The following is an 18407-nucleotide window of genomic DNA, read 5'->3' as shown; positions in this document are numbered from 1 at the left end:
ACAGGGCAGGCGAGGGCGCCTGCCCTGAAACTCTGGGAATGAGGCTTAAATGACGCTGGACGATCTCAAGGCGCAGGTGGCAGCTGGTGAAACTGATACAGTGCTGGTCTGCATGGTCGATATGCAGGGGCGCTTGATGGGCAAGCGGTTCCACGCTGGCCACTTTGTGGCTGGGGCTTGGGAAGAAACCCATTGCTGCAATTACTTGCTAGCCACGGATATCGAGATGGGTACACCGGACGGATATGCCTCGACCAGTTGGGAAAGGGGGTACGGCGACTACGTAATGAAGCCTGACCTTGGCACTCTGCGCCCGGTTCCGTGGTTGGATGGCACAGCGATGGTAATGTGTGACGTGTTGGATCACCACACCCACGAAGAAGTTCCGCACGCGCCCAGGTCAATCCTGAAAAAGCAGGTTAATCGACTGAAAAATATGGGTTTTGAGGCGATGTGTGCTACAGAGCTGGAGTTTTTTCTTTTCGAAAAAAGCTTTGACCAGATCCGAAAAGAAGGCTTTCGCGATCTGGAACCTATTTCGGGTTATAACGAGGACTATCACATACTTCAGACCACCAAAGAAGAACATGTGATGCGCCCGATCCGCAATCATCTATGGAATGCGGGTATACCGGTAGAAAACTCTAAGGGTGAGGCCGAGACAGGACAGGAAGAGCTGAACATCAAATATGCGCCAGCGATGGCTACAGCTGAATACCACTCAATCGCCAAGAACGCGGTTAAGGAAATCGCGTGGCAGCACGGCCATGCCGCCACGTTTTTACCGAAATGGCATCACGACAAAGTTGGTAGTTCCTCACACGTGCATCAATCGCTTTGGTCGGATGGGCAGCCAGCGTTTTACGACAAGTCTGACGATCTGGGTATGTCTGCACTGATGAAAAATTACATGGCCGGATTGCTGAAATACGCTGCCGACTACACCTATTTCATGGCGCCCTACATCAATAGCTACAAGCGCTTTATGAAAGGCACCTTTGCGCCCACAAGAATCATTTGGTCGGTAGACAACCGAACGGCTGGTTTCAGACTTTGCGGGGAAGGATCAAAGGCAGTCCGGGTCGAGTGCCGCATCCCGGGTTCCGACATGAATCCTTATCTAGCGATGGCAGGGATGCTGGCGGCAGGTATCGCCGGCATTGAGGAAAAGCTGGAGTTGCAACCGCCAGCCAAGGGCGACGTTTATCAGGGAGAAACTGGTATGATCCCTGGAAATCTGCGTTCTGCAAGGGATGCGCTCAACGATTCCAAAATGCTGCGGTCAGCGATGGGTGATGAAGTTGTAAACCATTACGTTCGCGCAGCCGAGGTCGAAATCGAAGAGTTCGATCGCGTAGTGACGGATTGGGAGGTGGCCAGGGGGTTCGAACGGGCGTGAGCTCTGATCAAGTATTCGGGCGCATCCTTTAGCCTCGGGCACAGTTTTTGGACATGGTGAAGCAGTTGATCTGCATTTTTTTGATAACGGAGAGACCATGGGTCAGGTGTTAAAATGCATTTCGCCGATTGACGGATCGGTTTATGCCGAGCGTAACATTCTATCCCGGGATGAGGCGTTCGAGATCGCGTCAAATGCACGTGCTGCACAGCCAGCATGGGCGGCGCGGCCGTTGCGCGAACGGATTGATCTCGTGATGGCTGGCGTCGCCGCCGTCGGTGCGATGAACGAGGAAGTTGTGCTGGAACTGGCGCACATGATGGGCCGTCCTGTCCGTTATGGTGGTGAGTTTGCGGGGTTCAACGAGCGCGCAAGCTATATGGCGGAGATCGCAGACTCTTCTCTAGCTGATATAGAGGTCGGAGAAGACGAATCTTTCAGACGCTATATCAAACGCATTCCGCATGGAGTCGTCTTTGTCGTCGCGCCTTGGAACTACCCCTATATGACTGCCATCAACACAGTTGCTCCGGCACTTATTGCGGGCAATACCGTCATCCTGAAGCACGCAACACAAACCCTTTTGGTGGGCGAGCGTATGGCAAATGCCTTCCAAGCCGCAGGGATACCCGAGGATGTCTTTCAGAACGTTTTCTTAAACCATGACCTTACCAACGAGCTGATCTCAGGTAACGCATTTGACTTTGTGAATTTCACGGGGTCTGTTGGCGGCGGCAAATCAATGGAACTGGCAGCTGCGGGAACATTTACTGGCGTCGGAACTGAGCTGGGCGGCAAGGACCCAGGATATGTAATGGACGATGCTGAACTGGATGCAGCAGTCGAAACCTTGATCGATGGGGCAATGTTCAATTCAGGGCAGTGTTGCTGCGGGATCGAAAGAATCTATGTCCATGAAAGCCTCTATGACGATTTCGTTGCCAAGGCGATTGAGGCGGTTAAAGGATACAAATTGGGCAACCCCCTGGACGCGGAAACGACGATTGGTCCGATGGCAAATATCCGATTTGCAGACGAGGTTCGGGCCCAGATTTCTGAAGCAGTCGCGGCAGGCGCAGTCGCGCATATAGACAGAATGCCCGAAGATGACGGCGGTGCATTTCTTACACCGCAGATCCTGACTGACGTGTCCCATGACATGCGTGTAATGCGGGACGAAAGTTTTGGTCCTGTCGTCGGTATAATGAAAGTGTCTTCTGACGAACAAGCGATTGCTTTGATTAATGATAGTGAGTTTGGGCTTACCGCATCGCTTTGGACCAGCGACTTGGATCGGGCAGAGCGCGTGGGAAATGAGATTGAAACTGGGACTGTTTTCATGAACAGGGCTGACTATCTGGACCCCGGTTTATGCTGGACAGGTTGTAAAAATACTGGGCGCGGGGGCGGTCTGTCTGTCATTGGATATCATAACTTGACACGTCCCAAATCGTTCCACTTGAAAAAGGAAACGGGCTGAATTCGCCATTTTAGATCGAAAAATCAATTTCTTAGGACACCGCAAAGCAAAAAAGGAAAACAGAAATGTCTCTTGTTGGAAACTGGTCTTATCCGACCACGATCAAGTTCGGGGCAGGCCGTATCCGGGAGCTGCCAGAGGCTTGTGCAGCGGCGGGTATGAAAAATCCTCTTTTGGTTACCGACAAAGGACTGGCAGACCTCCCGATAACGCAGTCAACGTTGGATATCTTAGAAGACTCTGATCTGGGCCGCGGTTTGTTTGCCGATGTGGACCCGAACCCCAACGAAAAGAACCTCCATGCAGGCGTGGCTGCTTATAATGCAGGCGGTCATGACGGTGTGATCGCATTTGGGGGCGGATCTGGGCTGGATCTGGGCAAAATGGTTGCTTTTATGTCCGGTCAAACACGTCCGGTTTGGGACTTCGAGGACATCGGCGATTGGTGGACCCGCGCTGATGCCGACGCAATCGCACCAATTATCGCGGTACCGACAACCGCTGGAACAGGCTCTGAAGTAGGTCGCGCCAGTGTTATTACCAACTCTCAATCCCATGCCAAGAAGATCATTTTCCACCCCAAGGTCTTACCGACGGTAGTAATTTGCGATCCAGAACTGACGGTAGGTATGCCAAACTTTATTACCGCCGGTACTGGGCTGGATGCGTTTGCCCATTGTGTCGAGGCGTTTTCCAGCCCGCACTACCACCCGATGAGTCAGGGGATTGCTTTGGAAGGTATGCGCCTTGTCAAAGATTATTTGCCGCGCGCATATGCTGATGGAACAGACATCGAAGCCCGGGCACAGATGATGAGCGCGGCAGCCATGGGCGCAACAGCGTTTCAGAAGGGTCTTGGCGCAATCCACGCGATGAGCCACCCAATTGGTGCGGTTTTCAACACCCACCACGGCACAACCAATGCGGTATGCATGCCTTCGGTGCTGGATTTTAACGCAACGGCAATTGCGGATCGCTTCCAAGCCGCCGCAGCTTACCTCGGCATCGGCGGAGGTTTCGACGGATTTCGTAAGTTTGTTCAGGACTTTAACGATAGCCTTGGCATACCTCGCGGACTGTCAGAATTGGGCGTGACCGAGGCGGATATCCCCGAATTAGTGCGGGGGGCTATCATAGATCCGTCTTGTGGCGGCAACCCGATTGAGCTGACCGAGGCCAATCTGACCGCTCTGTTCAAAGCTGCGCTCTAAGGCTCTTGCGGAACATCTCCCTCACCTTTCATACTGCTATGAAACGAGGGAGCATTTTCCATGGCGAAAGAGATTGTTCTGATCCACGGTGCATTTGCCGGACCGTGGTGTATGGCGGATTACGCTGGTTTTTTTCGCGACCGGGGTTGGACTGTCCATACGCCGGCGCTGCGATATCACGGTGGTAATCCAGAGGCCGCGCCTGATCCGGGACTGACTGATACCAGTGTCATGGATTATTCAAATGATATCGCGCAATTCGTGGAAGGGCTTGATAGCAAGCCGGTTATTTTAGGCCATGCTATTGCAGGCGTCGTGGCGCAGCAGGTGGCGTCTCGCGGGTTGGCCAGCGCAATCGTACTGATCAATCCCAACGCGCCGTGGGGCACTTTGCCAGAAACTGATGACGAACGTGCAGTTCCGCGGGCGCTGATGGAGGGTGGGGCGTTTTGGAAACAGCCCATGCGCGTTGAATTCGATCTGATGGCACCCTTTGCTCTCAATAAGATGCCCGAAGCGCAGCAGCATGAGGTCTTCGATCAGTTAGGTGCCGAAAGCGGGCGGGTCATGTTCGAGATGTTTTTTTGGATGTTTGACGACGACCATGCGATGAAGGTTGATATCGAAAAGGTCGATTGCCCGGTCCTGATCGTTTCGGGGACCGAGGATCGCGCAGTGAACCCTAATACCTGTCGTGCACTAGCTAAACTGTACGGAGACCGTGCCACTTTCTTGCCCGTAAAGAACCACGCGCATTTTCTGTTTATGGAGCCCGGCTGGGAAAAACCTGCCGGGCAAATTGTGGATTGGCTTGAAAGCAAGGTGGGTTAAAATACTCACCTTTCAGCGGGTTACTTATTCAACTGGAAAGTACTCTGAGGTCGCCACGAGAGGGATCCGTCATCGTTGCGATGGCACCGCAACAACCGCTCTTCAATCTTGCTGACGGTAGAGGTCACGGTGTTATCGCCCACAAGCAGGATAAATGAATCTGGTGAATAGGCCATACCATCGTAATAGCAAAACCGCGTCTCGGCACCGTCTGGAATGGGTGAAGCGGTGCTCAGCATCTGTTGCGCCGATGCATGCGAGGCCAGCAGGGTCAGGGCCAGCCCAAGGGTCAATGTCTTCATGTCGTCCTCCCGTTCGAAAGTTTGTTGTCGTTCAACTTGGGTCTTGGACGCTCGGAACCTCAAATATCGTTCTTGGTTGACGGTTTGAGGGTAAGTGTGAAGGAGATCAACGGGTTAGGCAAGGGTGCGTTTGGCGAGTTTTATTGGTTTGTGCCCGACGTGGTTCTCTTGTGGCCTGTTAGACCTGCTGAGATATTTTTGTGGCGTGGACAAAGCTTACTCTGCGCTTGAGTAAATCAATATCAGCTTCATCATTCTGTTTGTGAATCATTCGATGACAAGTTGGACAAAGCACTAGGAAATCGTCGGGAATTTGATACCTGCGCGTTTCACCCTCTGATAGCTCTCTGATGGGATTTGTATGGTGTACATCCAGCGGAATGTTGTCGATTGGACCTTCGTAGCGATAATGTTCAATTGGCTCAAGACCACAGCCTTCGCACTTTAGTCCGCGACGCTCCAAAACGCGCGATCGTACATTTTTTGCGCGTTCAATTCGTCTTGAGAGAATATATTTCCTAGTTTCGAGGATATTTGTAGTCCCGGCTTCCTCCATCATGGTGTCAACAGGCGTTCTGCCTCCTCGGTCTACGAGAGCCTTGTAGGCCGCTAGCATTATTTCAAAATCTTCATAGAATTGCTGGGCATCAAGTGTATCTGCCTGATAAACCCTTCCGAACGCATGTCCTGCAACATACCCTGCTGGAAGTTTTTCACTCGAGCCGAGATCAATAGGATCGGTGGAAAATCTTTCAGAAAAATCAGAAACCCGCTCGGTCAAGTCGACAGCTCGACGAGCCAGAATTTTCCGTCCTTTGTCGTTTTCTCCGAATTCTCGGTAAACCTCTGTTGTGCCCTGATTGAGCGAAAGCACGATCTCTTCGGTGTGTGCATTAATTAAGTAAACGAAATAGAATCCGCGTGTTGCAGTTTCCGTGATGAGTGGATCGAAGAATGCTAGCCAAGGCACCGAAGCCCAACGAGATTGGCCGACACTCGCTTTTACCTCGAGTTCGTAAGGCAAAAACAAAAGGCGCTTTTTGGCTTCTATTGCTATGTCGTGTCTAACGAAGTTTCCGAATTCACTTCCTGAAAAAATTTTTGCTCGTTCAAAGACGTAATCACGTGCAAGTCGCGACAAATATTCATGAAGCATTTAGATTACTCAAACATCCAACTCTTCCACAAACCGCGCGTTCTCCTGAATGTATTGGAACCGCAGTTCGGGTTTTTTGCCCATCAGGCGTTCGACAAGGTCTCCGGTCTCGCCGGGTTCGTCCTCATCTATGGTGACCCGGATCAATTTCCGGGATTTGGGGTCCATCGTGGTTTCCTTCAGGTCCTTCGCATCCATCTCACCCAGACCTTTGAAGCGGGATACATCAATCTTGCCCTTGCCGCCCAGACCTTTTTCCATCCACTCGTCACGCTCGGCCTCGTCCAGGCAATAGACGCGTTTCGCGCCTTGGGTCAGGCGGTAAAGGGGCGGGCAGGCAAGGTACAGGTGGCCTGCATCGATCATCGGGCGCATCTGGGTGAAGAAGAACGTCATCAGCAGAGAGGCGATATGCGCCCCGTCCACATCCGCGTCTGTCATGATGATAATCTTGTCATAGCGCAGGTCATCGACATTGAAACGGGTGCCAAGACCCACGCCCAACGCCTGCGTCAGGTCATTGATCTCGGCATTTGTGCCCAGTTTCGAACTGGCCGCGCCCAGCACGTTCAGAATCTTCCCGCGTAACGGTAGCAGGGCCTGAGTTTTGCGGTCGCGTCCCATTTTGGCCGAGCCGCCAGCCGAGTCGCCTTCGACAATGAACAATTCCGTACCGTCGCGGGTCTGCGAAGAACAATCCACCAGCTTGCCTGGCAGGCGAAGTTTCTTAGTGGCGGATTTGCGGGCGGTTTCCTTTTCCTGACGGCGTCGAAGGCGTTCTTCGGCCCGAAGGATGAGAAAGTCGAGAATCGATCCGGCGGATTTCGTATCGGCAGCCAGCCAGTTGTCGAAATGGTCACGAACCGAGTTTTCAACAAGCCGCTGCGCCTCGACCGTCGCTAGACGGTCTTTGGTCTGGCCCACAAATTCCGGTTCTCGGATGAAACAGCTGACCAAAGCGCAACCACCGGTGATCAAGTCATCGCGCGTGATTTGACCAGCTTTCTTGTTGTTGATCAGTTCACCGTACGCCTTAATACCCTTAAGGATCGCCGCCCAGAAACCCGCTACGTGCGTACCGCCTTCGGGTGTTGGGACAGTATTACAATAGGACTGGATGAACCCATCGCGCGAGGGTGTCCAGTTGATTGCCCACTCGACCTTGCCGGGGGCGCCGAACTTTTCCTGAAAATCCACGGTTCCGGCAAACGGCTGATCGGCATAAGTGGACGATCCGTTCATCGTCTCGTTCAAATAGTCCGACAGGCCGCCAGGGAAGTGAAAGCTTGCCTCGGTGGGGGTTTCGCCATCGTCGATAGCTGATTTCCAACGGATTTCCACGCCCGAAAACAGATAGGCTTTGGAACGTATGGATTTGAAAAGACGCGCAGGTTTGAACCTGTGATGCCCAAAGATTTCTTCGTCCGCGTGGAAGGTCACAGTTGTACCGCGCCGGTTTGGGGCGGCCCCAAGTTTTTCGACCGGGCCCAGAGGGACGCCTCGCGAAAATCTCTGCTCGAACAATTGTTTGTCGCGAGCCACCTGAACAACCATCGAGTCGGACAAAGCATTGACCACAGATGCGCCAACCCCGTGCAAACCGCCTGACGTTTGGTACGCTTTGCCTGAGAATTTACCGCCCGCGTGCAAAGTGCAAAGGATTACTTCCAATGCTGACTTGTCAGGGAACTTTGGATGCGGATCTATCGGTATCCCCCGACCATTGTCGCGAACAGTCAGTGCGTAATCCTCATGCAGCTCTACTTCGATCCTGTTGGCGTGTCCCGCCACGGCTTCGTCCATCGAATTGTCGAGGATTTCAGCGACCATGTGGTGCAGCGCACGTTCATCCGTGCCGCCGATATACATGCCAGGACGTTTGCGTACCGGTTCAAGTCCCTCAAGGACTTCAATCGAAGAGGCGTCATAGGCGGCAGTGGCTTCGGGCGTCAACAGATCGTCTGGCATGGGTGCTGCTCTTACTTATTTGTTTCCCACATTATGGCAGGTGATGTGGTCTGGGGGAAGGGGGGCGCGAGGTGTTGTGGATTTGTAACCGCAAAACATCATTTTCGACCTATGGGTCGTTTCCTGATAGCTTGGAAGGAACACTTCACCTTGATTGCATCGGAGACTTCACATGAGTACGAACGCTTCTGGATTCATTGGTGATATACCTAATCACTACGACAAGGGTCTGGGTCCAAATATTTTTGAGGATTATGCCAATCACCTTGTCGAAGCGTGTTGCAACGAAACAGTACTATCCGCGATCGAACTGGCGGCGGGAACCGGCATCGTCAGCCGAAAGCTGCGAGACAGCTTGTCTAACGAATGCTCCTTGGTTGTTACCGACCTTAATGGACCGATGCTGGACGTAGCAAAAGCGAAGTTTGGCGCGGGAGAAAGCGTAAAATTTTTAGTGGCAAATGCTATGGATTTGCCAGTTGAAAGCGCAAGTTTCGACCTCGTGGTCTGTCAGTTTGGCGTAATGTTCTTTCCAGACAAGGTTGCCTCGTTTCGCGAAGCCCTGAGGGTTGTGAAACCCGGCGGCCGCTATGTTTTCAACGTTTGGAGTCCAATGGAGGAGAACCCCTTCTCTAAAATGGCAAATGATGTAGCGGCGAGCTTTTTCCCCGATGATCCGCCGGGGTTCTACACAGTACCATTTCACTACGGCGATCCGAAAGTGGTATTGGCGGACCTGACGAACGCAGGATGGCCAGAAGTCGAATATGAGACAATCCGATTGGAAAAGCTCATAAAGGATCCGGAATCTTTTGCCCAGGCCTTGGTGTTTGGCAATCCACTGATCGATGAGATAAAGGAACGGGGTCGCGTTTCACCCGAAGAAGTAGCCAAGAAAATGCTGGCTTCGATACACCGCAGTTTTGGTGCAACGGATATGAAGATGCCGCTGTCTGCTACGACATTCGTGTGTCACAAACATGGGGCCTAGTTGCTTTGCGATCCTGCGAACCAGTAGATAACCTATTGTAAAAGCAGAATTTCAGAGATTTTATTGTCGCTGAATCTTCGGGGCGCAGTAGTGTTTTCTCAAAGCAGGCGCTGGGAAAGAAAGGACATAGATTGACTTGGATAGAAACCATTCCTTTTGACAGGGCAACAGGCAAACTTAAGAAACTGTACGACCGTATCACTGGCCCTGACAACAATGTCGACAATATCATGATGGCGCACAGCCTTCGGCCGCACTCGATGGAAGGTCATATGGCTATTTACAAGTCAGTCTTGCATCATTCTGGCAATAGGGTGCCCAAATGGTTTCTTGAGGTTCTCGGTGTTTGGGTGAGTTCGCTCAACTGCTGTTCCTATTGCGTCGAACACCATTTTAACGGGCTTCGACGTCTGCTAGCGGACGACCCTCGCGTTCGCGAAATTCGGATTGCGATTGAGGCCGGTGAGCCCGAGCAGGCACCGATAGACACGGCGCAGGTCAAGGCTATGAAATATGCGCGCAAGTTGACAACAGATCCAGCTGGAATGACCGAGGCAGACGTCGACGCTCTGCGCAAAGTTGGTTGGGATGATGGCGAAATTCTTGAGATCAATCAGGTTTGCGCTTATTTCGCCTATGCCAATCGCACGGTATTGGGTTTGGGATGTTCGACCGAAGGGGACGTGTTGGGGCTGTCCCCGAACAACTCCGATAACCCGGAAGACTGGGGTCACCGCTGAGCATCTCGTTTTGTTGGCTCAAAATTTACTTCAGCCAGTTAAAAATCTCATTTGCGACCAAATCTGGTTTTTCGTGGTGAAGCCAATGGTCTGTGCCGGGAATTGAGACGCGAGTAAGGTTTGGCGCAAAAGTTTCCAGCCCTTCAGTTGATTCGGGTAGCAGGGCTATGTCCTCGTCCCCCCAGAGCAAAAGATGTGGGCAAGGAACTTGCAGGCGGTTAATTGGCAATTCCGGTATATCGGTCTGCGGCTTTCCCGGCTTTGCAACAACAAGAGGCGAAGCACGGTACCAGTTCAACATAGCATCAAGTCGACCTGGTCGAGCCCATTCATCGCGGTATTTGACCATTCGATCTTCAGTGAGCCAATCCAATCCCATGCCGTGACGAAAGAAATGTTCGAGTTTAGAAAAATTATCCTCTGACAGCGCAGCGGCGGCGTCGGGAGCCCGCAATCGATTGATGTATTGAGATGCTCGCGTTTGCGCCTTGCCAGCTGCTAATGCGCGTTGAAATGGCGCTGGGTGAACCCCATTCGCTACTATTAGGCGATCCACCAGTTGACCCCTGAACATTGCAAGGCCGTAGGCGACTGAAGCCCCCCAATCATGGCCCAGAACATTTACTGGTGATTTGAGGGTCGAAATCAAAGCCGCCATATCCGCGACAAGATGTGAAAGTGTATAGTTTTCTACGCCGTCGGGTGCCCAGCTTTGTCCATATCCGCGTTGATCAGGAGCAATGCAATAAAACCTATCGGCCAGAAACGGGGCAAGATCAGACCAGGCACCGCCGTATTCTGGAAATCCGTGCAGCATTAGTAGCGGAGGATTGTCTTCGCTTCCCCAAGTTCTGACAAAAAATGGCCGTCCGTTCAGATCGACGAATCTGCTGTCCATTGTTGGCTTTCAAATACTGTGTCGCGGTTCCGACGTTATTTCGTGATGTTAGAGTAAATCAACTTGGTGCAATCAAGCGACAAAACAGGTTCGGGAAAAACATGCTGCCTGTGAAACTTTGCAATAACGTAGTCTCAAATTGAAATTTAATCGATCTGCTCTTGTCCCGCGGTTTGGCCGGGAATATGGCTGAGACGATGAACAAGACCATGACATATCCCGGCCATTTCCGAGCCATTGCCATTTTGGGTTTGCCGTTGGTTGGCGGGCACCTGGCCCAATTCGCCATAGGACTTACAGACACTGTTATGTTGGGGTGGTATGGGGTCGAGGCTTTGGCTGCTGTGACCCTGGCTAGCAGCTATTTCTTTGTGCTTTTTTTATTCGGTGCCGGGTTCGGTTTGGCGGTCATGCCAATGGTGGCAACTGCTGCGGCGGAAGAAAATGAAACTAGTATTCGTCGCTCAACCCGCATGGGACTTTGGCTTTCCCTTGTTTACGCAGCACTGACGATGCCATTGCTTTGGTGGTCTCACCCGATTCTTGTAGCCCTGAAGCAAGAGCCACAGGTGGCACAAACCGCTTCGGAATATTTGCGTGTGGCAGGGTGGGGAATAATTCCCGCTCTACTAGTGATGGTTTTGAAATCGTACCTCGCCGCACTCGAGCGTACTCAGATCGTTCTTTGGATAACCGTCGCAGCAGCATTGGTGAACGCTGTTACTAATTACGCGTTGATTTTTGGTTATTGGGGCGCGCCGGAACTGGGTGTCATGGGTGCTGCAATTGCCTCAGTCGTAACGCAAATTGTTTCGCTGCTTTGTGTGGTAATCTACGCGGTAAGCGTATTGCCCGAACACAGCTTGTTTCAAAGGTTTTGGCGTCCTGATTGGGAGATGTTCGCAAGTGTTCTGAAACTGGGTGTACCCATCGGCCTGACGCTTTTGGCCGAAGTTTCATTGTTTGCGACTTCTGCCTTTATGATGGGGTGGATAGGTAAGGTTCCGTTGGCCGCTCACGGCATCGCGCTAAATCTCGCCTCGGCTACGTTCATGATCCATTTGGGGCTTTCTAACGCGGCTACGATCCGAGCCGGCAACGCTTTGGGTCGTCGTGACCGGGCACATCTGGAAAGAGGTGCAATTGCTGTGACGGTAATGTCATTGGCCGTGTCTATCCTGACGATTATCCTATTTTTGACCTGCGCCGAGCCGCTTATTTCCTTGTTCATGGAACCAGATAACCCGCAGCGCACACAGATTGTGGCGATCGGTTCGGGTCTTTTGGCAATGGCTGCTTTATTCCAGTTGGTGGACGGTGCACAGGTGATCGCGTTGGGTCTGTTACGCGGACTACAGGATGCGAAAATCCCTATGATAATGGCCGCGCTCAGTTACTGGGCTGTGGGTATCCCCTCGTCCTATTATTTTGGATTCGTTCAAGGGATGGATGGTATTGGAATATGGCTGGGTCTTGTGCTTGGGCTGGCATGTGCCGCGGTTTTGCTTATGGCACGGTTTTGGCTGCGCTCTATCCGCACTGTCGCAGCCTCGGCAGGATAGGTTAATCAGTCTTTCGCAACCGATCCGCTTTTTTCCTTACAAGTACTGAGCGAAGGTCGTGCATCGCCATCAACAAGTTGTCTGTTATTTCTTCAAGCTGATCTTCCGTAGCCTTGGATTGCGCCCATTGCGCCGTCAAGTTCAGGTGATCGACAGCCCGATGGATATCGTCGATGTCCCTTCTTTCCAAAAGGTTCTTGCGGCTTGCCACCCATCGCGCGATTTCTGCGTTATCAGCCTCGGACAATATACGTTGCCCGTGTGGTTTGACCTCGCCATTTCGAATGTTGATCACAGCAATCTGGTCCATTTCGATCCGACGCTGGCGATTTTCGGTGTCGATCTTGAAAACCACGGCGCCATTTTCACGTACCCGAAAGTAATATTCTGGCAACTCGGTTGACATCATAATACTCCGTCAGGTCAGTGCTGCGCAAAAGCGTTGAATCCGCAAGCAAGCCTCTTTCAGCGCTTCGTCAGAGGTCGCATAGCTAACCCGAAAATTCGGAGACAGGCCAAATGCCGCTCCAAACACGACCGCTACATCTGCTTCTTCCAGCAGGGCTGATGCAAAGGTTTCATCATCGACGATGACCGTCCCCGCTGGCGTGGTTTTCCCGATTAATCCCGAAATCGACGGGTAAACGTAAAATGCGCCCTCGGGTGTTGGGCACGAGATACCTTCCACTGCATTCAACATCTCCACGACAAGGTCGCGGCGCCGTTTGAAAGTTTCATTGTTCGGCGCCAAGAAGTCCTGTGTCCCGTTTAGGGCTTCGACTGCTGCCCATTGACTGATCGAGCAGGGATTCGACGTAGATTGAGACTGAATTTTTCGCATCGCGGCTATGATTTCAACCGGACCAGCCGCATACCCTATACGCCAGCCAGTCATGGCATAGGCTTTGGACACGCCGTTGCACGTGAGAGTGCGGTCATAAAGACGAGGCTCAACTTCTGCCGGTGTGCAGAATTCGAAGCCATCATAGGCCAGATGCTCGTACATATCGTCGGACATGATCCAAACGTGCGGGTGACGCATCAGCACATCAGTCAACTCTTTCAACTCTGCCCTACTGTATCCGGCTCCGGTGGGGTTTGACGGTGAATTGAAGATGAACCACTTGGTTTTGGGTGTGATTGCTGCTTCAAGTTGATCTGCAGTCAATTTGAAATTGGTCTGAAGAGATGTTTCAGCAATCACAGGAGTTCCGCCCGCCAGAAGAACCATATCGGGATAGCTGACCCAGTAAGGGGCGGGAATTACCACTTCGTCCCCTTCGTTCATGGTGGCCATCAGTGCATTATACAGCGTCTGCTTGCCGCCAGTCCCGACTGAAATTTGTGCAGGTGTGTAATCAAGCCCATGATCTCGCTTCATTTTAGCGCAAGCGGCCTGTTTCAGTTCAGGAATTCCGTCAGGAGCGGTGTATTTCGTTTTTCCCGCTGCAATGGCTGCAACTGCTGCGTCTTTGATGTTCTGAGGAGTATCAAAATCCGGTTCGCCGGCGCTTAGACCAATGACGTCGCGCCCAGCGGCTTTCAACTCGGCTGCCTTTGCTGTCATCGCAATGGTGGGCGATGGTTTTACGCGTGACAATGTCGCAGACAGGAAACTCATGGGCGGCCTCGGTTTGTATGTTCAGCCTGACTGTCATAGGGTGCGCCCGAACAACGATCAAGCCAAAGAAAAATACGAGTTGGAGGCTCTGATGAGCACGGAAAACGACTGGTTCGGACCAGACGCAGCGACCTTTGGGGACAGGCTGGCGGGCGCACGTGAGGCTGCGGGAATGACCCAGTCGGATCTCGCTCGTCGGCTGGGGGTAAAAAAGTCGACTATCGCGGCGTGGGAAAATGACTTGTCCGAACCACGCGCGAACCGCCTTTCGATGATGGCGGGCATGGTCAATGTTTCGATCATGTGGCTATTGACCGGCGAAGGCGAAGGAATGGACGAACCCTTCGATGCCGATAAAGAGCGACCTGAACTGGCAGGCGTCGTAGCTGAACTACGCGCAATCCGCGGTGAGATGCGCGCAAGTGCCGAGCGAGCCGCCCGACTCGAGAAAAAACTTAGGCTGATGTTGGAAGAGACAAAGTGAACGAAACCAGAGAGACGCGGATCAAGCGCATGAAGATGCGTTCGACGCGGCGCGGTATAAAAGAGATGGATTTGATTCTGTCAGCTTACGCTGATCGAAACCTGCAAAAAATGGATGCTGTGGGGTTGGCGAACTATGACGCGCTTCTGCAAGAAAATGATCAAGACCTTTATCAATGGGTGACTGGACAAACGTTACCACCTGAACAATTTGTCGATTTGGTCGCAGACATTTCAAAGACATTTCAAAAATAATACAAAATTGGCTTAACTGAATTTTGGGAATTTCCTCTCATCCTGCCTGAAACAGTACGATTGAATCGGAGGGTTAGATGAGTATGGAATTGCAGGTTTCAGTGCCGGGAACCAAAGGGTTCATGACCAGTTACCTTGAGTCGCTCGCTTTAGTCGAGCGTCTGCATCGTTTGCTTTTGGATGTCATCAAAGATGAGTTCGAGCGAGTCGGTGTATTGGAGATTAACGCGGTTCAGGCCTTGTTGCTGTTCAACATCGGTGATCATGAGGTAACAGCGGGGGAACTGAAAAGCCGAGGTTACTATCAGGGTAGCAACGTCAGCTACAACCTGAAAAAACTGGCGGAAATGGGCTATATGCATCATCAACGATGCGAGATTGACCGAAGGTCAGTCCGGGTGCGGCTTACGCCTAGAGGACGTGAAATCCGTGACGTGGTTGCAGAACTGTTTGCCCGTCATGCAGAAGGTCTGCAAAGTCGCGGCGTTTTGGGCCCCGAGGTGATAGATGAGATCACTGGATCGTTACGCAGAGTCGAACGATATTGGACCGATCAGATCCGGTATATTTATTGATTTGGCAAGCTGAGCTGTGACAGGCTCAACCCCTCAAGTTCACGGATCAGTTTGCGGGTCATTGCTGCCTCGTAATCGTCAAATCCCAACGCCACCTCAATAAACGCGTTGGGACCCAAAATGACCCATGTTTTGTAGTATGCAGAAAGTTCTCCTACTTGAACGTAGCGTTTATCGCCATTGTTCGGATCATCGGCTCCGACCACCAGTCCGTTTATCGTTATTCCGGCCGTTTGAAGTGCAGATTTGACTTCGCGCGGGTGCGGTCCGAGATTGTGCTTGCCGTCACCGGACAGGTCCAGCGTACGTTTCCAACAGTTACCTTGATCTGCAAGAAGGTTGGCTCCGAAAAGCATTGCCGATCCAACAGCAGTGCCAAGCGGTGCGTTGCTACGTGGCGATGCCTCCAGCGTTTGCGCGATTTTCAAAATGTCATCTGGCGATTGAACAGTGGTCCATTCTATCAAAACGCGTTGGTGTCTTGGTTCGCTCCATTCAAAAACCGCTAAACGAACTGGTGCCTCGGGGTTTGACAGGATCAGTTGCATAACCTCTGGCCGTCGCATCGCGGCGGCTAACCCGTTCAGTTGTAAACGATATTCGGACCCATCTACTGAACCTGAAACGTCCAATCCTAAAACCAAGGCCTGGCGGCATTGGGCGGACAGAGATCCGGCCAAAAGGCAGAGGAAAAGAACCATTATCCGCATCATTGAACCGTGGTTGTCCACATCTCGCTTAGCTGAAAACTCTTCAACTCACGCTCTAATTTGCGGCGCATGGCACGTTCGAAATCTTGAAATCCGTCAGCGATTTCAAGAAAGGCTCCGGCGCCGTGCAGGACGTTTTCCCGAAAGAACGGAATAAGATCGATCTCGCCTTCGAAATCTGCAGCATTTATGACCAGCCCATTGACCGTGATGTTGTGAAATGGAAAGTGTCGATATGCGATTTGCGGCGCATAACCATCGTTATTCTTGCCGTCACCAGAAATATCTATGGTTTGATACAAGCACATAGGTGCGCGCTGCATAAGTGTCGCGCCGTACGCCAAGGCATGGCCCATAGCGGTCGGAGAGTCCTGCTCTGAACGTTCTGACGCGCTGATCTTTTGAGCGACGAATAGAAGGTCATCCTGGGAATCCACTAAATGCCAGTCCAACAGCAAAGTTTGGTTGAAACTCCCTGACCATTCGTAGACTGCCAAAGCTACCGGTGATGGATTAGACAAAAAGGCGTCAACAACCTCCGGAGCGATCAGGGCTGCAGCCAAGCCTTGTCTTTGTAATGCGTCTTCCTGGGCATCTACTGACGTCGAAATGTCAATGGCTAGCGCCAGCGCGAGGCGACATTGTTCGGCTTGGACTGGGCCGGCCAAACCGACCAGCCCAATGGTTATCAATCTGGGGATCACCAGTGGCCGACGCTTTCCATGCTCGCCCAAGGCTCCGCCGGTGCTAACGAGTCGCCGTTCTGTAATAGCTCGACTGAGATATTGTCAGGCGAGCGAACAAAGGCCATACGCCCATCCCGTGGGGGACGGTTGATTACAACGCCATTGTCCTGAAGATGTTGGCAGGTCTCGTAAATATTATCGACGCCATAGGCCAGATGACCAAAGTGGCGGCTGTCGCTTGGCAAGTCGGCGTCACCATCCCAGTTGTAGGTCAGTTCGATCGGCGCATCCTCTTGCCCGGGTGGCGCCAGAAAGATCAATGAAAAACGGCCAGCTTCGCTGTCGTAGCGGCGTGTTTCCTTCAGGCCAAGCAATTGGTAAAAAGCAAGGGATTTCTCTAGGTCCTTCACGCGAACCATAGTGTGAAGATATTTCAGCCCCATCGTGGCTTTCCTTATGTCAATTTAGATTGGTTGCAGCTTAGCGCGCAGCGGGAGCGTGTCGAGAGGGCAAGGGAAATACAATTTCGATGTTACTTCGCGAGCCGCACATATCGCGGTTTCGTAGGCGCTTGTGTCGATATATAGTGGTCGGCGACTCATTTCTGGAAAGGACCGTTTCATGCTGCTGTCTTCCGAGCAATTGGCCGAAATCGAAGAACAACGTGCGCAGGTGACACAAACCCGCCGCGTCGTTTCTGAGGGTATGGAAGACCACCTGTACAAAGCGCACCAGGTTCTGGATCACGGATTTGTTCGCGTAATCGATTATATGGGTGACGACGCTGCGATCTGTCAGGCTGCTCGTGTGTCATATGGCAAAGGCACAAAGTCGGTGCAGAATGACGAGGGGTTGATCCGCTATCTTATGCGGCATTGGCATTCGACACCGTTTGAAATGTGCGAAGTCAAGTTGCACGTCAAGCTGCCGGTCTTTGTCGCTCGTCAATGGATTCGCCATCGTACTGCTAATGTGAACGAATACTCAGCGCGGTATTCGATACTTGACCGTGAGTTCTATATTCCGGCGCCGGAGCACATTGCCGCGCAGTCTGCGGTTAACAACCAAGGCAGAGGGGAGATGTTGACCGGCGAGGAAGCCGCACGTGTTCTTGAGATACTCAAAGCCGACAGCTCCCGCTGCTATGATAACTATGAAGCTATGATCGGGCAGGACGGGCAGCAGGGTCTTGCGCGCGAACTTGCTCGGATGAACCTGCCTGCGAACATCTACACGCAGTGGTATTGGAAAGTGGATCTGCACAACCTGTTCCATTTTCTTCGCCTTCGCGCAGATCCGCATGCTCAGTACGAGATTCGGATTTATGCTGAAACCATGTGCAAAATAGTGGCGGATTGGGTTCCTTTTGCTTACCGCGCCTTTGAAGACTACCGTCTTGGGGCGGTGAATCTATCCGCACAGATGGTTTCATGTTTGCGCCGGATGCTGTCAGGTGAAGAGGTTACTCGGGAAAACTCTGGAATGACCGCGCGAGAATGGCGAGAGTTCGAAGATGTGATTCGAGAGAGCTGATTTCGC

20 protein-coding genes are annotated in these 18407 nt (G+C 52.1%); 11 read left to right on the top strand and 9 right to left on the bottom strand.

Annotated features, from left to right (window positions below; all coding sequences use genetic code 11):
* Window positions 1–49 precede the first annotated feature (49 nt).
* From GOV45_RS07030 to GOV45_RS07015, 4 genes are all read left to right on the top strand, one after another.
* Window positions 50–1399, top strand: coding sequence for a glutamine synthetase family protein (locus GOV45_RS07030; RefSeq protein ID WP_170475909.1), 1350 nt, complete (start codon window positions 50–52; stop codon window positions 1397–1399).
* 97 nt (window positions 1400–1496) lie between these two features.
* On the top strand, window positions 1497–2879 hold the full coding sequence (locus GOV45_RS07025) for an aldehyde dehydrogenase family protein (RefSeq protein ID WP_170475907.1): 1383 nt from the start codon (window positions 1497–1499) through the stop codon (window positions 2877–2879).
* A gap of 65 nt (window positions 2880–2944) precedes the next feature.
* On the top strand, window positions 2945–4090 hold the full coding sequence (locus GOV45_RS07020) for an iron-containing alcohol dehydrogenase (RefSeq protein ID WP_170475905.1): 1146 nt from the start codon (window positions 2945–2947) through the stop codon (window positions 4088–4090).
* A 60-nt stretch (window positions 4091–4150) separates the two neighbouring features.
* Window positions 4151–4921, top strand: coding sequence for an alpha/beta hydrolase (locus tag GOV45_RS07015; protein WP_170475903.1), 771 nt, complete (start codon window positions 4151–4153; stop codon window positions 4919–4921).
* A 20-nt stretch (window positions 4922–4941) separates the two neighbouring features.
* Here the strand turns inward: GOV45_RS07015 and GOV45_RS07010 are convergent, their stop codons facing one another.
* From GOV45_RS07010 to parE, 3 genes are all read right to left on the bottom strand, one after another.
* Window positions 4942–5223, bottom strand: a complete 282-nt coding sequence (locus GOV45_RS07010; protein WP_170475901.1) for a hypothetical protein — start codon at window positions 5221–5223, stop codon at window positions 4942–4944.
* Between the two features lie 178 nt (window positions 5224–5401).
* The gene (locus GOV45_RS07005) at window positions 5402–6379 is read right to left on the bottom strand and encodes an MrcB family domain-containing protein (RefSeq protein WP_170475899.1); all 978 of its coding nucleotides are present in this window, start codon (window positions 6377–6379) and stop codon (window positions 5402–5404) included.
* 9 nt (window positions 6380–6388) lie between these two features.
* A complete protein-coding gene (gene parE / locus GOV45_RS07000) occupies window positions 6389–8347 on the bottom strand; it encodes a DNA topoisomerase IV subunit B (RefSeq protein ID WP_170475897.1) in 1959 nt (652 codons plus the stop codon).
* A gap of 172 nt (window positions 8348–8519) precedes the next feature.
* On the opposite strand from parE, the gene GOV45_RS06995 reads away from it, so the two are divergent.
* Together GOV45_RS06995 and GOV45_RS06990 are read left to right on the top strand one after the other, a co-directional pair.
* Window positions 8520–9338, top strand: a complete 819-nt coding sequence (locus tag GOV45_RS06995; RefSeq protein WP_170475895.1) for a class I SAM-dependent methyltransferase — start codon at window positions 8520–8522, stop codon at window positions 9336–9338.
* 131 nt (window positions 9339–9469) lie between these two features.
* A complete protein-coding gene (locus GOV45_RS06990) occupies window positions 9470–10078 on the top strand; it encodes a carboxymuconolactone decarboxylase family protein (protein ID WP_170475893.1) in 609 nt (202 codons plus the stop codon).
* 25 nt (window positions 10079–10103) lie between these two features.
* Here the strand turns inward: GOV45_RS06990 and GOV45_RS06985 are convergent, their stop codons facing one another.
* Window positions 10104–10976 (bottom strand): alpha/beta fold hydrolase, encoded by an 873-nt coding sequence (locus GOV45_RS06985; protein WP_170475891.1) that lies wholly within the window; start codon window positions 10974–10976, stop codon window positions 10104–10106.
* A 209-nt stretch (window positions 10977–11185) separates the two neighbouring features.
* Between GOV45_RS06985 and GOV45_RS06980 the strand changes: the two genes are divergently transcribed.
* Complete coding sequence (locus GOV45_RS06980) at window positions 11186–12538, top strand: MATE family efflux transporter (protein WP_254447933.1); 1353 nt, start codon at window positions 11186–11188, stop codon at window positions 12536–12538.
* Between the two features lies 1 nt (window position 12539).
* On the opposite strand, the gene GOV45_RS06975 is transcribed toward GOV45_RS06980, so the two are convergent.
* A complete protein-coding gene (locus GOV45_RS06975) occupies window positions 12540–12944 on the bottom strand; it encodes a hypothetical protein (protein WP_170475887.1) in 405 nt (134 codons plus the stop codon).
* A gap of 12 nt (window positions 12945–12956) precedes the next feature.
* Window positions 12957–14159, bottom strand: a complete 1203-nt coding sequence (locus tag GOV45_RS06970; RefSeq protein WP_170475886.1) for a pyridoxal phosphate-dependent aminotransferase — start codon at window positions 14157–14159, stop codon at window positions 12957–12959.
* A 91-nt stretch (window positions 14160–14250) separates the two neighbouring features.
* On the opposite strand from GOV45_RS06970, the gene GOV45_RS06965 reads away from it, so the two are divergent.
* The 3 genes from GOV45_RS06965 (at window position 14251) to GOV45_RS06955 (ending at window position 15472) form a co-directional block, all read left to right on the top strand.
* Window positions 14251–14643 (top strand): helix-turn-helix domain-containing protein, encoded by a 393-nt coding sequence (locus tag GOV45_RS06965; protein ID WP_170475884.1) that lies wholly within the window; start codon window positions 14251–14253, stop codon window positions 14641–14643.
* On the top strand, window positions 14640–14897 hold the full coding sequence (locus GOV45_RS06960; RefSeq protein WP_367648658.1) for a succinate dehydrogenase assembly factor 2: 258 nt from the start codon (window positions 14640–14642) through the stop codon (window positions 14895–14897). The genes GOV45_RS06965 and GOV45_RS06960 overlap by 4 nt, the downstream gene beginning before the upstream one ends.
* 77 nt (window positions 14898–14974) lie before the next feature.
* Window positions 14975–15472: a MarR family winged helix-turn-helix transcriptional regulator gene (locus tag GOV45_RS06955; protein ID WP_170475882.1), complete on the top strand. Its 498-nt coding sequence runs from the start codon at window positions 14975–14977 to the stop codon at window positions 15470–15472.
* On the opposite strand, the gene GOV45_RS06950 is transcribed toward GOV45_RS06955, so the two are convergent.
* Genes GOV45_RS06950 through GOV45_RS06940 form a run of 3 tightly spaced genes read right to left on the bottom strand, consistent with a single transcriptional unit; the run spans window position 15466 to window position 17311 of the window.
* Window positions 15466–16185 (bottom strand): DUF1194 domain-containing protein, encoded by a 720-nt coding sequence (locus GOV45_RS06950; RefSeq protein WP_170475880.1) that lies wholly within the window; start codon window positions 16183–16185, stop codon window positions 15466–15468. The genes GOV45_RS06955 and GOV45_RS06950 overlap by 7 nt on opposite strands.
* Window positions 16182–16886, bottom strand: coding sequence for a DUF1194 domain-containing protein (locus GOV45_RS06945; RefSeq protein WP_437436513.1), 705 nt, complete (start codon window positions 16884–16886; stop codon window positions 16182–16184). The genes GOV45_RS06950 and GOV45_RS06945 overlap by 4 nt, the downstream gene beginning before the upstream one ends.
* Entirely contained in the window at window positions 16883–17311 is a 429-nt protein-coding gene (locus tag GOV45_RS06940) for a VOC family protein (RefSeq protein WP_170475878.1), read from the bottom strand. Before GOV45_RS06940 ends, GOV45_RS06945 begins: the two co-directional genes overlap by 4 nt.
* Before the next feature lie 178 nt (window positions 17312–17489).
* On the opposite strand from GOV45_RS06940, the gene thyX reads away from it, so the two are divergent.
* A complete protein-coding gene (gene thyX / locus GOV45_RS06935) occupies window positions 17490–18401 on the top strand; it encodes an FAD-dependent thymidylate synthase (protein WP_170475876.1) in 912 nt (303 codons plus the stop codon).
* Window positions 18402–18407: the final 6 nt, after the last annotated feature.

It is taken from the genome of Ruegeria arenilitoris (assembly GCF_013035425.1).
GTDB lineage: Bacteria > Pseudomonadota > Alphaproteobacteria > Rhodobacterales > Rhodobacteraceae > Ruegeria > Ruegeria arenilitoris_A.
The sequence above is the reverse complement of the archived record's forward strand: the minus strand, read 5'-3'. Positions and strand labels throughout refer to the sequence as shown.